The organism is Tenacibaculum pacificus, assembly GCF_027941775.1.
Lineage (GTDB): Bacteria > Bacteroidota > Bacteroidia > Flavobacteriales > Flavobacteriaceae > Polaribacter > Polaribacter pacificus_A.
On the sequence record NZ_CP115917.1, the window covers coordinates 1,070,265 to 1,086,090 of the forward strand.

The 15,826-nt window shown below is 28.9% G+C and carries 15 protein-coding genes and 1 other RNA gene; 4 read left to right on the forward strand and 12 right to left on the reverse strand.

Annotated elements, in window-relative coordinates; genetic code table 11:
• Positions 1 to 5: 5 nt before the first annotated feature.
• The 6 genes from PG913_RS04915 to PG913_RS04940 are packed head-to-tail and all read right to left on the reverse strand — an operon-like array spanning position 6 to position 5,141.
• Positions 6 to 1,313 carry an aminotransferase class III-fold pyridoxal phosphate-dependent enzyme gene (locus tag PG913_RS04915; protein ID WP_271231879.1) on the reverse strand — a complete coding sequence of 436 codons (1,308 nt, stop codon included), beginning with the start codon at positions 1,311 to 1,313 and terminating at the stop codon, positions 6 to 8.
• Between the two features lies 1 nt (position 1,314).
• Positions 1,315 to 2,073, reverse strand: a complete 759-nt coding sequence (locus tag PG913_RS04920; RefSeq protein ID WP_271231880.1) for a glycosyltransferase family protein — start codon at positions 2,071 to 2,073, stop codon at positions 1,315 to 1,317.
• A complete protein-coding gene (locus tag PG913_RS04925) occupies positions 2,070 to 2,948 on the reverse strand; it encodes an aldo/keto reductase (protein ID WP_271231881.1) in 879 nt (292 codons plus the stop codon). The genes PG913_RS04920 and PG913_RS04925 overlap by 4 nt, the downstream gene beginning before the upstream one ends.
• A gap of 12 nt (positions 2,949 to 2,960) precedes the next feature.
• On the reverse strand, positions 2,961 to 4,106 hold the full coding sequence (pseC, locus tag PG913_RS04930; RefSeq protein ID WP_271231882.1) for a UDP-4-amino-4,6-dideoxy-N-acetyl-beta-L-altrosamine transaminase: 1,146 nt from the start codon (positions 4,104 to 4,106) through the stop codon (positions 2,961 to 2,963).
• A 2-nt stretch (positions 4,107 to 4,108) separates the two neighbouring features.
• Positions 4,109 to 4,480, reverse strand: a complete 372-nt coding sequence (locus PG913_RS04935; RefSeq protein ID WP_271231883.1) for a polysaccharide biosynthesis protein — start codon at positions 4,478 to 4,480, stop codon at positions 4,109 to 4,111.
• Positions 4,458 to 5,141: an SDR family NAD(P)-dependent oxidoreductase gene (locus PG913_RS04940; protein WP_271231884.1), complete on the reverse strand. Its 684-nt coding sequence runs from the start codon at positions 5,139 to 5,141 to the stop codon at positions 4,458 to 4,460. Before PG913_RS04940 ends, PG913_RS04935 begins: the two co-directional genes overlap by 23 nt.
• Before the next feature lie 170 nt (positions 5,142 to 5,311).
• Here PG913_RS04940 and PG913_RS04945 point away from each other — a divergent pair, with 170 nt between their 5' ends.
• Positions 5,312 to 6,733, forward strand: a complete 1,422-nt coding sequence (locus PG913_RS04945) for a CCA tRNA nucleotidyltransferase (RefSeq protein WP_271231885.1) — start codon at positions 5,312 to 5,314, stop codon at positions 6,731 to 6,733.
• Between the two features lie 95 nt (positions 6,734 to 6,828).
• On the opposite strand, the gene PG913_RS04950 is transcribed toward PG913_RS04945, so the two are convergent.
• The 4 genes from PG913_RS04950 to PG913_RS04965 form a co-directional block, all read right to left on the reverse strand.
• Positions 6,829 to 8,658 (reverse strand): ABC transporter ATP-binding protein, encoded by a 1,830-nt coding sequence (locus PG913_RS04950; protein ID WP_271231886.1) that lies wholly within the window; start codon positions 8,656 to 8,658, stop codon positions 6,829 to 6,831.
• Positions 8,659 to 10,368 carry a phospho-sugar mutase gene (locus PG913_RS04955; protein ID WP_271231887.1) on the reverse strand — a complete coding sequence of 570 codons (1,710 nt, stop codon included), beginning with the start codon at positions 10,366 to 10,368 and terminating at the stop codon, positions 8,659 to 8,661.
• 37 nt (positions 10,369 to 10,405) lie between these two features.
• On the reverse strand, positions 10,406 to 11,362 hold the full coding sequence (locus PG913_RS04960; protein ID WP_271231888.1) for a glycosyltransferase family 2 protein: 957 nt from the start codon (positions 11,360 to 11,362) through the stop codon (positions 10,406 to 10,408).
• Positions 11,363 to 11,441: 79 nt separating this feature from the next.
• Complete coding sequence (locus PG913_RS04965) at positions 11,442 to 11,969, reverse strand: DUF4199 domain-containing protein (protein WP_271231889.1); 528 nt, start codon at positions 11,967 to 11,969, stop codon at positions 11,442 to 11,444.
• Positions 11,970 to 12,133: 164 nt separating this feature from the next.
• Here PG913_RS04965 and ffs point away from each other — a divergent pair.
• Positions 12,134 to 12,232: signal recognition particle sRNA small type (ffs, locus tag PG913_RS04970), an RNA gene on the forward strand.
• Positions 12,233 to 12,324: 92 nt separating this feature from the next.
• On the opposite strand, the gene PG913_RS04975 is transcribed toward ffs, so the two are convergent.
• Positions 12,325 to 13,242, reverse strand: coding sequence for a tyrosine recombinase (locus PG913_RS04975; RefSeq protein ID WP_271231890.1), 918 nt, complete (start codon positions 13,240 to 13,242; stop codon positions 12,325 to 12,327).
• A 137-nt stretch (positions 13,243 to 13,379) separates the two neighbouring features.
• Between PG913_RS04975 and PG913_RS04980 the strand changes: the two genes are divergently transcribed.
• Entirely contained in the window at positions 13,380 to 13,970 is a 591-nt protein-coding gene (locus PG913_RS04980; RefSeq protein ID WP_271231891.1) for an outer membrane beta-barrel protein, read from the forward strand.
• 108 nt (positions 13,971 to 14,078) lie between these two features.
• Positions 14,079 to 14,495 carry a type II 3-dehydroquinate dehydratase gene (gene aroQ, locus PG913_RS04985; protein ID WP_271231892.1) on the forward strand — a complete coding sequence of 139 codons (417 nt, stop codon included), beginning with the start codon at positions 14,079 to 14,081 and terminating at the stop codon, positions 14,493 to 14,495.
• On the opposite strand, the gene PG913_RS04990 is transcribed toward aroQ, so the two are convergent.
• Positions 14,472 to 15,656 (reverse strand): lipoprotein N-acyltransferase Lnb domain-containing protein, encoded by a 1,185-nt coding sequence (locus PG913_RS04990; RefSeq protein ID WP_271231893.1) that lies wholly within the window; start codon positions 15,654 to 15,656, stop codon positions 14,472 to 14,474. The two genes, aroQ and PG913_RS04990, sit on opposite strands and share 24 nt — an antisense overlap.
• Positions 15,657 to 15,826 lie beyond the last annotated feature (170 nt).

Here is a 15,826-nt window from a genome sequence, read left to right on the forward strand (position 1 = left end):
TCTGATTAATTCAAACGCTTAAAACCACCATGACATACAGGGCTTTCTAATAACGAATCTATTTGTAAATTACCTTTTTCACATTTCTCAATAGTTTGAAAAACAGTATTCAATTCATCTAAATAAGAATTTATAATAGGCTTAGTATGTGCTGTACAACTGTATAAAACAGTAGATGCTAAGTACCCTTTTTTTAATAATTCTTGTGTAATAAATGTTTTATATTTTAAAGCATTATCTGAAGTAAATGAAAAACCAGCCAATGCAGGAATACCAAAAGTATTAATTTTTAAATTATTATTATCAGCAATAGCAGTCCATTGTTCTTTAACATAACTTCCCATATCAGTAATATAATTCCAAGGTTGTTCCTTTTCCATTACCTCTAATGTTTTTAAAGCAGCCGCAGGTCCAATTCTTTCTGTCCAAAAAGTAGAGCTAATAAAAGTGTTTTGAGCAGCTTCCATTACAGCTCTTTTACCAACAACAGCTGTTAATGCATAACCATTTGCAATTGTTTTACCATAAACTGTCATATCAGGCTCTACGCCATATTTTTTGAAAATAGGGCCAAAGGTTTCTCTAAAACCAGAAGTACATTCATCAAAAATTAATACAATGTTATGATCCGTAGCTAATTTTCGTACTTTTTGTAAATAACCTTCTTTTGGTGGTTGATTACGTTGAACCTCCATTTTAATAACACCGATATCATGATTTTTGACTAAGTTCTCTAACTCTTCATAATCATTATATAAAAAAGGTAATGTGCTTCCTTTTAGGTGACTAGGTACACCAGCAGGGTTTAGTCCTGGTAATAAGTGTTGATCTAAACCTTCATCATTTCCTAAATTGGTAGATAAATACCAATCATGCCAGCCGTGATATCCACAAATAGCAACTTTATCTTTTCCACTTGCTGCTCGTGCAATTCTAATAGCAATAGCATTAGCTTCTCCACCTGAACGTGCAAAGCGAACCATATCAGCCCATGGATTTATTTCTATTAATTTTTCAGCTAAATAAACTTCTTCAGGACAATTAAAAGTAGACATATTTCCTGTTTTTACAACATTAGAAACTACATCGTCTATTTCTTTATTTCCATAACCTAATATATTTGTTCCTATTCCCATAATAGAAACATCGGTATATTTATTTCCGTCTAAATCCCAAACGAAACAACCTTTAGCCTTTGAATAATAAGAAGGCCATTTTTCAGGTAAAAACATTTCTGGTCTTTTAGACAATAACATCGTACCTCCAGGTATTAGTTTTTTTGCTTTTTTGTATAAATCTTGACCTGTGTTCATTTTAATCTTTTTTTAAGGATTTAAGATACCCTTCATTTCTTTCTATTGAACTGTTTAATTTAGAAATTTCTGGGTTATTTAAGTATAATTCTGCATATTTTTTCCAGCCTTTATCAGTTCCTAATTGATTAATTAAAGTAATTATAACTTTAAAATCTTTAGGTTCATCAACAGTCATTCTTACATCTTTATATTGTAAATCGGTTGAAGAATAATTGTAAGCTGTAAATATTTTTTTATTGAAGAAAGAAGAATTATTTCTGATGTAAGGAGTAACATGTTCTCTTTCTGATGTTAATTTTGCGTTATTCCAAGCAAACTCCAAGGCATCAAAAGTAAACACTTCTATATCCTGACCATCAGGAAATGTTTCATTAATTCCATTAGAACAATAATCTATTTTTTTATCAATAGCTTTTTTGATTACGGCATCAATTAATTCAGGATCAATTAACGGGCAATCAGATGTTAAACGAACAATGTAGTTAGGTTTTAAGTTTTTAACAGCTTGATAAAAACGATCTAATACGTCATTTTCTGAGCCTCTTGAATAAGAAACATTCATTCTTTTCGCTTCTTCTTCAATTAAATTATCTTGTTCTTTATTTGTTGTCGCTACAATAATTTGAGTAGCTAACTTGCTTTGTCGTATTCTTTCTATATGAATTTCTAGTAATGTTTTACCATTAATAGTTTTTAAAACTTTGTTTGGCAACCTTGTAGACCCAGTTCTTGCTTGTGTTACGATAACTATTTTCATAAGTTCCAATTTGAAGGGTTTAATAAATCAGTTTCTTTAATATTAATAGTATTAATAACTTTAAGTTGTTCTTTTGATATTGATTTATTGATAGATTCTAAGTTTGATTTTAATTGTTCAATAGTATCTACCCCAATTAATACTTTACTAATATTTTTTTGACTATATACATAATTTAAAGCCAAATCATTTATTTTATAATCTTCAGAACAAAGGTTTTGTAATTTATTGATAGGACTACTTAATGGTTTAAGATTTTTATTTAAATCATTAGCTTGTTTAAAAAATAATCCTTGTAAAAATGCCGATCGTGTATGAATTTCAATACCTTTATTTTTAGCTTTAGATAAAATTTTATTTCTTTTTATTTCATTGTCAAGTAAGTTAAAAGGTAATTGAACTAAACTGATGTTCTCGTATTCTAAAACCTTTTCAAACTCTTCATTACTATAAAGAGAAACCCCTATTTTTGTTATAACCCCATCTTTTTTTAAAGAAATTAATTCTTTTTCAAAAGATGGATAATAATTTTCAAAGTCAGAAAAAGAATGAAACATATAACCATACAAACTATCTATTTGTAATGTTTTAATATTTTGAAAAACTCTTTCTTTGATATTTAATGATAAACCTTTTACAACTGAACTAAACTTCGTAATTACTTGAAATTTATGAGTTGAGTTTTGGTGATATTCACCAATTCTTTCTTGTGAATTACCATAAGCTTCAGCTGTATCTAATAGTTCTATTCCATTATTGAAAGCTAAATTTAAAATAGCCTTAATATTTTCTGTTGATGGTTTTCCTACAGAATTATTAATTCCGTAATTTAAACCAAACTGAACAGTGCCTAATATTAATTTATTTTTAATCAAAATGTTACTTTTTTAATGAATAAATTCTAAAACTTTATCGATAACAAATTGTTGTTCTTCGTTGGTTAAACTAGGAAACATTGGTAAACTAATACATTTAGAGTAATAATCTTCAGCATTAGATAAATCAGCATCTTTGTACCCTATATTTTTATAGTAAGGTAGCTTGTGTACAGGTATATAATGTATTTGAGCAAAAATATTATGACTTCTTAAAAAATCATATAATTCTTTTCTGTTGTCAACTTCAATAACAAATAAATGATGCGCATTATAAGTTCCTTGAGGTAGCCTTTGAAATTTTATTTTTCCTGAAAATGCTTTTTTATAGATGTTAGAAATTTCATTTCTTCTTACAACACCTGCATTGTTTTTCGCTAATTGTGTAATCCCTAAAGCAGCTTGAAAGTCGGTTAATCGATAATTAAAACCTAATTCTTGCATTTCATAAAACCAACCACCATGATTTTCTTCCATGTTTTCTTTGGTAATACCATGAGTTCTAAGCAATGATAATTTTTTATAAATTTCTTCAGAATTCGTAGTTAACATACCACCTTCACCACAGGCAATATGTTTTACAGGGTGAAAAGAAAATACACCTATATCAGCAGAATTTCCATTTCCACAGTATTGCTTTTTGTTATTAGAATCTGTAAAGTATCCACCAGGAGCATGACACGCATCTTCTATAATCCATAAATCATGTTTGTTTGCTAATTCCCTAAATTCTTCTAAATTAATAGGTAATCCAGCAAAATCAACAGGAATAATTCCTTTAAAAAAACCTTTAGGCTTACTTTCTATTAATTTACGAACACTATCTATTGACAATAAATAAGTGTTAGGATCAATATCAGCAAACCAAACTTCAGCTTTTGCAAAACGTATACAATTTGCAGAAGCGGCAAAAGTAATAGGTGTTGTAATAACACGTTCGTTTTCTTTTAATCCCATCGCTAAAACGGATAGGTGTAAACCAGATGTTGCATTATTTACTGATAATGCATATTTGGCACCCACATAATTGGCGAATTTCCCTTCAAATTCTTTAACTTTTGGTCCTTGAGTTAAAAAATCAGCTTGTAATGTTTCTACTACAGCATTAATATCATCTTGCTGTATATTTTGTCGTCCGTAAGGAATTTTAAACGCCATAATTATATTTCAAAATTTGGATCTACATGCTTTTTAACTAATGCTCGTAAACTAGCTACAGTTTCCCATTCAGTATTATTATTAGAGTTATAAGAAAAACCTTTAGGAACTGTAATTCCGTTAAAAGCTTTTTTATAATCTTCTATTGTATACGTAGAATATGGCGAGCTTTGAGGTAATATAGCGTAATATTTCCCTAAGTCTACTGTTGTAAAAGAGTCTGAAGAAGTAATCATTTCTTCATGAAGTTTTTCACCAGGGCGTATTCCTACTTCTTTTTGCTCTAGTTCTGGAGCAATAGCAGTTGCTACATCTATAATGTTATAAGAAGGTATTTTAGGAACAAAAACTTCACCACCCCATTGCTTTTTCAATCGCATAGAAAACCATTTCACAACCGTCTTCTAAAGAGATGTTAAAGCGTGTCATTTCTGTATCCGTAATTGGAAGAAAAGTTGCACCTGATTTTTTCTTATTTAAGAAAAAAGGCATTACAGAACCGTTTGACCCCATAACATTTCCGTATCTAACAACAGAAAATTTAATGTCTCGTTTACCTTTTATATTATTAGCAGCAATAAATAATTTATCAGATGCTAATTTTGTAGCTCCGTATAAATTAATAGGCGCTGCAGCTTTATCTGTAGATAATGCAACAACATTTTTAACACCTGCTTTTAAAGCGGCATCAATAACATTTTCAGCACCATTTATATTTGTTTTTACACATTCCATAGGATTGTATTCTGCTAAATGAACATGTTTCATTGCAGCTGCATGAATTACAATATCAATATCTTCAAAAGCACTTTCTAGTCTTTTGGCATCTCTAACATCACCAATAAAGTAGCGTATTTGAGGATATTCTGACTCAGAGAATTCTTGAGCCATTTGAAAATGTTTTTGTTCGTCTCTAGAAAGTATAACAAGACGTTTTACATCGGGAAATCTATTTAAAATTAATTTGGTAAACATTTTACCAAAAGAACCTGTACCACCAGTAATTAAAATAGATTGATTATTTAAGTTTAGCATAAATTTTTAATTCAAAATAGAAATAGGATAGTTGGTAAAAATACATAATTTATAACTTTTAAAAGTTATAAATTAAGAAATACCCAAATCAATTTTTGTATAATATAAAAATTGGTAAATTTGCAGACGAAACTTTGTTAATAATAACAAGTAAGATAAGTGAAAAGGGAATGCAAGATCAATACTATAAAGAGGCAATTTCTGCCGAAATATTTCAATATATAAGTAAAGCAGCTGAAGAATTAAAACTAGAAAGTTATGTGATTGGTGGCTTTGTTCGCGACTTTATTTTAGAACGAGGCACCGCTAAAGATATCGATGTAGTTGCTGTTGGTAGTGGTATCGAATTAGCAAAAAAAGTAGCTTCTTTATTGCCAAATAAACCAAAGGTTCAAGTTTTTAAAACATATGGGACAGCAATGTTGCGTTTTAAAGATGTTGAAATAGAGTTTGTTGGGGCGCGTAAAGAATCTTATACGGAAGATAGTAGGAATCCAGAAGTGCAATCTGGTACGTTACAAGATGATCAAAACAGACGTGATTTTACCATAAACGCATTAGCTTTAAGTTTAAATAAAAACACCTTCGGATTATTGTTAGATCCTTTTGATGGTATTTCTGATTTAGAAGCTAAAATAATTAAAACTCCGTTAGATCCTGATATTACCTATTCTGATGACCCATTACGTATGATGCGTGCCATTCGTTTTGCATCTCAATTAAATTTTGTTATTGAGCAAGAGTCGTTAAGTGCTATTGCTAAAAATGCAAAACGTATTGATATTATCACCAAAGAAAGAATAATTGTAGAATTAAATAAAATATTAGCTTCTGATAAACCTTCTATTGGATTTTTATTATTAGAAGAAACAGGTTTGTTAGAACGTATTATTCCTGAATTGATTGCTTTAAAAGGAGTAGAGGAAGTTGAGGGGCAAAAACATAAAGATAATTTTTATCATACTTTAGAAGTTGTTGATAATATTGCTAAAAACACTGAAGATGTTTGGTTACGTTGGGCAGCTTTATTGCATGATATTGGAAAAGCTCCAACAAAACGTTATCATAAAAAACAAGGTTGGACATTTCACGCATACGAATTTGTAGGTTCTAAAATGGTTTTTAAACTATTTAAGCGTTTAAAAATGCCATTGAATAATAAAATGAAATTTGTTCAAAAAATGGTAATGTTAAGCTCTAGACCAATTGTTTTAGCTAGCGATGTAACAGATTCAGCAGTGCGTAGGTTGGTTTTTGATGCGGGTGATGATGTCGATTCATTAATGACTTTATGTGAAGCTGATATAACTACTAAAAACCCTAAGAAGTTTAGTCGTTATCATAAAAATTTCGAACTTGTTCGTGAAAAAATTAAAGAAGTTGAAGAGCGAGATAAAGTTCGTAATTTTCAGCCACCAATTACTGGAGAAGAAATTATGAAAGCGTTTAATTTAACACCACGTAGAGAAATTGGGCAAATAAAAGAAGCTATAAAAGAAGCAATTTTAGAAGGTGAAATTCCTAATGAACATAAAGCTTGTTTTGATTTTATGATATCAAAAGGAAAGAAATTAGGATTAGAAGTTACTTAATATTTTTAATATTATTTGAATTATACATAACATAAATAAAAAAGAGGAATGTATTAAAACATGCCTCTTTTTTATATTATATATTTATTTGAAATTTATGCTAAAGATTGCATGGTAACAAGTTTATAGTACTCGCCTTTTTTAGTAAGTAATTCATTATGTTTGCCTTGCTCTACGATTTTTCCTTTCTTCATTACAACAATTATATCTGCTTTTTGAATAGTAGATAAACGATGCGCGATAACTAAAGAAGTTCTGTTTTGCATCATTTTCTCTAAAGCCTTTTGAACTAATTGTTCGCTTTCTGTATCTAGTGCAGAAGTTGCTTCATCTAAAATCATAATAGGAGGGTTCTTTAAAACAGCACGGGCAATTGATAATCGTTGTTTTTGTCCTCCTGAAAGATTATTCCCACTATCTCCAGTATTGGTATCATACTTCTGAGGTAAGTCTTTTATAAATTCATGTGCATTGGCAATTTTAGCAGCATCAATAATTTGATCTTTAGTTGCATTATTTATACCTAATGAAATATTATTAGCAACCGAATCATTAAATAAAATAGAGTCTTGAGTAACAACACCCATTAATCCACGTAATGATTTAATTTTTATGTCCTTTATATTGACTCCATCTATTAAAATCTCTCCTTTATTAACATCATAAAACCGATTTGTCAAATTAGCTAAAGTAGATTTACCACTACCAGATTGACCTACCAAAGCAACCATTTTTCCTTTAGGTATTGTTAAAGAAAAATCTTTTAAAACGTATTCATCTTTGTATTTAAAAGAAATGTTTTTAAATACAATTTCACTATTAAATGATGTTTTTTCTTTTGAATTGTCAAGGTCACTAATAGGGTTTTTAGTATCTAGTATTTCAACAAACCTTTCAGCAGAAGCATTTCCTTTTTGAATAGCATATAATGCTGTAGAAATTGCTTTTGCAGGATTTAAAATAAGATAAAATAAACCAATATATATGAAGAATTCTTGAGGTTTTAAATCACTTTCATTAGATAGAACCAATTGTCCACCAAACCATAAAATAGCAACTATAGTTGCAGTTCCTAGAAATTCACTCAAAGGAGAAGCTAACATTTGACGTTGCCATACAGATGTAACTAAAGTATATAAATTATCTATAGATTTTTTATATTTTTTTGAAAATGAATTTTCAGCAGTAAACCCTTTAATGATTTTTAAACCAGATAAAGTTTCTTCTATAATTGATAAAAAATCACCATTTTCTTTTTGAACTAATAGCGATGTTGCTTTTAATTTTTTACTTATTGATGAAATAATTAAACCTGAAATAGGTAATAATACAAATACAAATAAAGTTAATTTAACGCTGATAATTAACATATATGCTAATGTTAATACAATTGTTAAAGGCTCACGAACTAAGGTTTCAAAAGATGTTAAATAAGATGCTTGAATTTCATTAATATCAGCAGTTAATCTAGAAATAGCATCCCCTTTTTTCTTCTCAGAAAAAAAAGATAAAGGAAGTGATACGTATTTGTTATAAAGACTACTTCTTAAATCTCTAACGGTTTCCATTTGAAGAAAAACTAAGAAGTATGATGCTAAATAACGAAATAAATTTTTAAAGAAAAATAAAAACAAAGTGATTAAACTTACAAAAAGAAGCGCATCTTCTATTTTTCCATTTTCAATCATCAAAGAAACTTTATAATTCAGGTTTCCTTGTATATAATTTGATAAATTTTTAATTCCATTATATTCTGTAACCGTAGTTACTCTTTCTGTTTGACCAAATAATATACCTAAAATAGGCATAAAACCTAAAATAGAAAGCACATTAAAAATAGCGTAAAGTATATTGAAAAATATATTTAAAAACGCGTATTTTTTATAAGGATAAGTATATTTTATAACTCTTTTAAAATAATTCATTTATAAATTTAATTCTTTAATAATTCTTTGAATTTTAGTGTCTAATTCTTTTTCGATAGTAACGGCATTCTCAACCGAATCTAATGCTATTTTAACACTAAAATAAAATTTTATTTTTGGCTCTGTACCACTTGGGCGGGCTGCCATTTTTGTTCCGTCGGTGGTTTGATAAATCAATACATTCGATTTTGGAATATCCATAATTACTTCTTCACCAGTAATTAAATTCTTTTTAATCGATGATTGATAATCATATAAAAACTCCACTTTAGCATTGTCCATTTCTGTAAAAGGATTCTTGCGTAAATCAACCATCATTTGTTTGATTTTTTGTGCGCCATCCATTCCTTTTTTAACGATAGAAATTAAGTGTTCTTTATAAAAATTATTTCGAGTATATAAATTTAATAATTCATAATAAAACGAACTGTTATTTGCTTTTGCATCCGCAGCAATTTCACAAGCTAATAAAGCAGCAGTTACAGCATCTTTATCACGAACAAAATCACCAACCATATAACCAAAACTTTCTTCACCACCGCCAATAAAATCAAGCTCAGGGAAATCTTTAATCATTTTAGCAATCCACTTAAAACCTGTTAAACCAACTTTAGTTTCAACACCGTATGAACTTGCTATTTCGTTTACCAAATTAGTAGAAACAATGGTAGAACCTACAAATTGTTTTCCGTTTAATTTTTCGTTGTTTTTCCAATCATTAATTAAAAAATCGGTCATCATACTCACGGTCTGATTTCCGTTTAATAACTTCATGTTTCCTTCTAAATCACGAACAGCGATACCAATTCTATCAGAATCAGGATCTGTTCCTAAAACTATATCAGCACCTACTTTGTTAGCTAAATCAACAGCCATTTGTAAAGCTTCAGGTTCTTCAGGATTTGGAGATTTTACCGTTGGAAAACTTCCATCTGGTTCGGCTTGTTCATCAACAATGTGAACTTGCGTATAACCAGCACGTTTTAAAACTTCAGGAATTAATTTAATAGAAGTTCCGTGTAAAGAAGTAAAAGCGATTTTTAAATCTTTACGACCTTTTACATTAAAAGTTCCATTTTTAATAGATGCTTGCCAAAAAGCTTCATCAATTTCACTTCCGATGCTCGAAATTAATTCTTCATTTGCTTTAAAATTAATATCAGTAAAAGCTAACGAATTTACTTCATTAATAATTTCAGTATCTTCAGGTGGTACAATTTGACCTCCGTCAGACCAATATACTTTGTAACCATTATATTCTGGCGGATTATGAGAAGCTGTTAAAACAATACCAACATCACAACCTAAATGACTTACGGCAAATGATAATTCAGGAGTAGGGCGTAGGTCTTCAAAAAGAAAAACCTTGATGTTATTTGCAGAAAAAACATCGGCAACAACTTTAGATAACCATTTACTATCATGACGACAGTCATAACCAATAGCAACTTTTAATTCTTTCTTCGGATGTATTTGATGTAAATAATTACTTAAACCTTGTGTTGCTTTTCCTAAAGTATATTTATTAATTCGGTTTGTTCCTGCACCTACAATTCCACGCATTCCACCTGTACCGAATTCTAAATTTTTATAAAAACGATCTGCTAAATCATCAGATTTTTCGCTTATTAATTGTTCAATTTCATTTCTAGTTGCTAAATCAAACGATTCAGAAAGCCATAATTTAGCTTTATTTAAAATCTCTTCCATATTCTAAGTTATATAAATAACGTACAAAGTACGTATTTTAAAAATTCAATTTTTCTTTAATTGTATAGTGTTTTTGCTGCGGATTACTTTTGATAATTAATTCACCTAAAAAGCCAGCTAAAAATAAAAGTGTTCCTAAAATCATCGATGTTAAAGCGATGTAAAATAATGGATTATTAGTAACCAAAATAGCTTTTACACCTGAAAATAAGTGATAAATTTTTAGTGAACCAATAATAAATGCTGATAAAAGTCCGAATAAAAACATTAAACTTCCCCAAAGTCCAAAAAAGTGCATTGGACGTTTTCCGAATTTAGATAAAAAAGAAATCGTAATTAAATCTAAAAAACCATTTATAAAGCGGTCGATTCCAAATTTAGTAACTCCGTATTTACGTGCTTGATGCTGTACTACTTTTTCGCCAATATTATTAAAACCTTCGTTTTTCGCTAAAACAGGAATATAACGATGCATTTCGCCACTAACTTTTACAGTTTTAATTACTTCATTTTTATAAGCTTTTAATCCGCAGTTGAAATCGTTTAATTTTAATCCAGATGTTTTTCTGGCTGCCCAATTAAATAATTTAGAAGGAATATTTTTGGTAATTACATTATCGTAACGTTTCTTTTTCCATCCAGAAACTAAATCGAGGTTTTCAGTAATTATTAAATCATATAAACCAGGGATTTCATCAGGACTGTCTTGTAAATCGGCATCCATTGTAATAACTACATTTCCTTTAGCTAAACCAAAACCAGCATCTAAAGCTTGCGATTTCCCGTAGTTTTTTTGAAAACGAATTCCTTTTACAGCGCTATTTTCTTCGGATAATTGCTCAATTACTAGCCAAGAAGTATCGTAGCTACCATCATCAATAAAAATAATTTCATATAAATAATTATTGGATTGCATAACCTTTGCAATCCAATTGTGTAATTCTAGTAAAGATTCTTCTTCATTAAGAAGAGGTATAACTACCGATATATTCATATATTTTATAAAAAATTAAAAAAGGTAAAGTTACAAAGTCTTTTGTAAACTTTATTACTTTACCTTTTTTAACTAAAGTTTAGTATTGATCTTCTTCTGTGTGTTTCATAATTGCACCTGCTATTGCTGATACAACAAAACCTAAAAAAACATAAAACAACAAACCTAATGCATCACCAATAATTGTTCCTTCAAACTTAGATTGCATAGCTAATTGACTTTCAATTTGTTCCTCTGTTAAACCTGCATCTAAAAATTTCCCTGTTTTAAATTCAGCAAGTTGTTCGTAAAAATCAGGTTGGATAATTCCAGTAAAAATATGCGTGTATATAATACTAATAACAGCTCCAACAAGAACAATACCAACACCTATTTTTAAAGCTTGCCCCCATATTAGGAAACCATTATTTTCTGTTTTAAATTTTTTAATAGCAAAAATAGGTAATCCTATAATACATAGAACTAACGCAATCATATTGATAACCCCACCTGTGGTATCAAAAGTCATTCCTAATGCAAAAATTATTAGATTGATAAAAACGATAACAGCTCCATAAATTAATCCATAAGTTAAAATAATGTTTCTGCTTTGTGCTTGATTTTCCATTTTTTGAGTTTAGTTAGTTGTACAAATATATTATAATGTTTTCGATTCTAAATTATTTAAAAAAAGTTTCTAAACAATATATTAGTAGTCAGCTAGTTAAAAATGTTACGAAAAAAAAGTTATTTTTTTCATTGTTAGTCTAAAAAAAGAACGTAGATTTGCCTCGGCAAGTCCTACACAACTAGCTCCCTTTGAATCCCCCAGGGCGGGAACGCAGCAAGGGTATTAGGTTGTAGCAGTGTGATGTAGGTAGCTTGCCATTTTTTGTTTCTTCTATTTTCATTTTACTCTAAACTATTTTATCAATTACTCTTTTATATCCTTTAGAAGGATTTTTTCTTTTTATCTATTTGCTTTATTTATCATTTAAATTCAAATTACTTCTTGGGTGATGTAATTCAACAACTTCTTTTAAATAACTAGTATCTAAATGTACATAAATTTCGGTGGTTGTAATACTTTCACGTCCTAATAATTGTTGAATAACACGTAAATCTGCACCATTTTTTAATAAATAAGTAGCAAAAGAGTGGCGTAAGGTATGAGGTCCAATACTTTTTTTCAGATTTGTTTTAATCGCTAATTCTTTAAGGATTATAAATATCATTTGACGGCTCAGTCGTCTTCCTCGTCTGTTTAAAAAGATAATATCTTCTTCTTTTTCCTTTGGAGTTACCTCAGGACGAATATCTTTAATATAAAATTTTAAACGTTTAATTGTTGTTATATGTATAGGTACAAAACGATATTTATTTCCTTTTCCTAATACACGAATGTATCCGTCATCAAAAAATAAATCAGATAATTGCAAATTAATTAATTCACTTACACGTAAACCACAACTAAAAATGGTTTCTATAATGGTTTTATTTCGTTCGCCTTGCGGATGACTTAAATCAATAGCATTTATTAAATCGTCAATTTCTTCTTTTTCTAAAGTATCGGGTAGTTTTCTTATTACATTGGGGCTTTCAATTAAATCGGTAGGATTGTCTTTTCTGTAATCTTCAAAAATTAAATAATCAAAAAAACTACGTAAGCCCGAAATTAAACGTGCTTTGCTTCTCGGATCTATTTCTTTACTGATTTCATATATAAATTGTTGAACGGTATCCGAAGTAATATTTATAGGAGTATCATTTTTTTTGAGTGTATCAATAAATAAAATTAGTTTTTTTACATCCCTTGTATAGCTGTCAATAGAGTTTTTAGCAAGACCTCTTTCTATTTTTAAGTAGCTTGTGTAGTCCGATATTCCTTGTTTCCAATTCATTATAATAAAAACTTTTATTTGTTTATTTATTTAGTAAAAATAGGGATAATAATGGTTGAAAAATAGGTTAAAAAAAACTTGTGTAAAATAAAAATAAGCCTAATTTCGCACTCTCAAACTAATGAAAAATAGATATTATGAAAAAAGTATTATTAACAATTGCTATAATTGCTGCGGGTTTTACTGCAAACGCACAAGATAAAAACGAAGCTAAAGGAGGTTTTGCTCAAGAAGATATTTATGTTTCTGGTACAGTAGGTTTTGCAACTTATAAACAAGGTGATTCTGATTCAAATGGATATAATTTTTCTCCATCTGTAGGGTATTTTATTGCTGAAAATATTGCATTAGAATTAGGTTTAGGTATTGGTGGAACTACTAATATTGATGATTCTAAAAGTAGTTCTTTTGGTGTTAATGCAGGGGCTAAGTACTTTTTTACACCTCAAAATGATTTTTCTTTCGTTGTTGGAGCAGGTTTAGATTACTCTGTTCAAGGTAATGAAAGTGCAGCAGGTGTTAAAGGAAATGATACAAATACTTTTGCTATTGCTGTAGCACCAGGAGTTAACTATTTTGTATCTGAATCTGTAGCTTTAAGAGCTTCTGTAGGTGCATTATCTTATGAAAGTAAAAAAGAAGATGCTGATCGGGCTGAAGCTAGAAATACATTTGGTTTAAATTTAAACTTATCTGCTATCCAATTCGGATTAACTTATAAGTTTTAATTAGCAAATTAAATATAAAGAAAAGGGAAGCAATTATGCTTCCCTTTTTTTATGCTTAAAAGTTAAAATAGTATTTTTACAAGAAAATATTAAAGATAAATATACGAGATGAAAAAAGTTATAATAATAAACGGACCAAACTTAAATTTATTAGGAAAACGTGAGCCAGAAATTTATGGTTCAAATTCTTTTGAAGATTTTTTTAACGAATTAAAAGAAACCTATAAAACAATTGAATTAAGTTATTTTCAATCAAATATTGAAGGTGAAATAATTAATAAATTACACGAAATAGGTTTTGAATATGATGGTGTTGTGTTAAATGCTGCTGCTTACACACATACATCTGTTGCTATTGCCGATGCTGTAAAAGGAATAGAAACGCCTGTTGTTGAGGTGCATATTTCAAATGTACATGCTCGTGAAGCGTTTCGTCATAAAAGTTACCTTGCAGCCAATGCAAAAGGTGTGATTTCTGGTTTTGGATTGAAAAGTTATAATTTAGCGATTCAAAGTTTTTTGTAAAAACCAATATCTTACTGCAAATAAAATCAACAAAGGAATTAACGTAATTGAAAGTAATTGCGTTTTTGTTATCCAAATAATAGCTAATATCACTAAAAAGGCTAGTAAAAGTATCATATATTTTGAAATCCATTTTGGTGATTTTTTTTGTGTCAAAAAGAAAGAAACAATTAAATTAGGAGCAAATGCCCATAAAAAGTTAAAGTTATTTGGTGCTGTTGAATGATTCGTGAAAAACCATAAATAGACAATTAAAACGCCTGTTATTCCTGATGTAAAAAATAATACAAAGTCTAACCATTTGCTTCTTTTAGAGTTTTTGTAATCTTTATGAGTGATAAATAAACCGAATAAAGAAAGTGTTAATATTACTGAAAAAGGGCTAATAGGATCTTTTTTTGATTCTTTTTCTTTAAAATCTAATAAAATGTTGGTTTTTGATATTAGATTATCTTCTTTTCCATCTTTTAAAATTTTAGAATAATTTAAAGCTTCAAAAACATAATCAGGTAAATATAAATATTCGCTTGCTGTTGCAATTTTATCTAATCGACTTCCTAAAGCGATATTAATTCCAAAACTACCCCAAGTATTTTGATGAATTTCTTTATTCATTAATTGACGTAAAGAGGTGTTTTTAGTTACAAAATCATCTTTAAAAATTAATTTATCACCTAAAACTTTTTTGATAATATCACGAGGTTTGGTAGCACAATTATCAAAATATGGGTCGTATAAATAACTAGCATTTTCGGGTGCTGAGTTTATTTCTAAAATATTGAAAAAGGTGTTTTTTTGAGTTTCTGTTAGGTTTAAAATTTGTTCTTTTACCCAGCGTTCATCTTGCTGAGCACTTTTTAATGATAAATAAAATGGATATTTTGCTAATTTATATTTCATGTATCCTTTAGTGAAATCAGTATAAAAACTAGGTCCACTAAAATCGAAAATTCCGTAATTATAAATTAAATCTAATTGTAAAACAGGGTCTTTTATGCGAATTGCTGTATGTCCGAATTTTTCATATAAAGCCTCTCCAGGACCAGAAGTAATGACACTTATTTTAGAATAATCAGATAATTTTAATGTATTGTTTACTTGTGATAAAAGTGTATTTAAACAACATAAAAACAAGAAAATAGTAGTGATTTTTTTTATCATAATTGAATTCTGAAAAGTGTGATTTTACAATACAAATATCTTAATTAAGATTAAAATAAGTGTATTTTTTACAATGTATTATTTTAAGAGTCTATTTAAATTTTAACTAAAGTTTTTTTCAATATTTAAACGTCACGCTGAATTTATTTCAGCATCGCATAAAGCGAAGA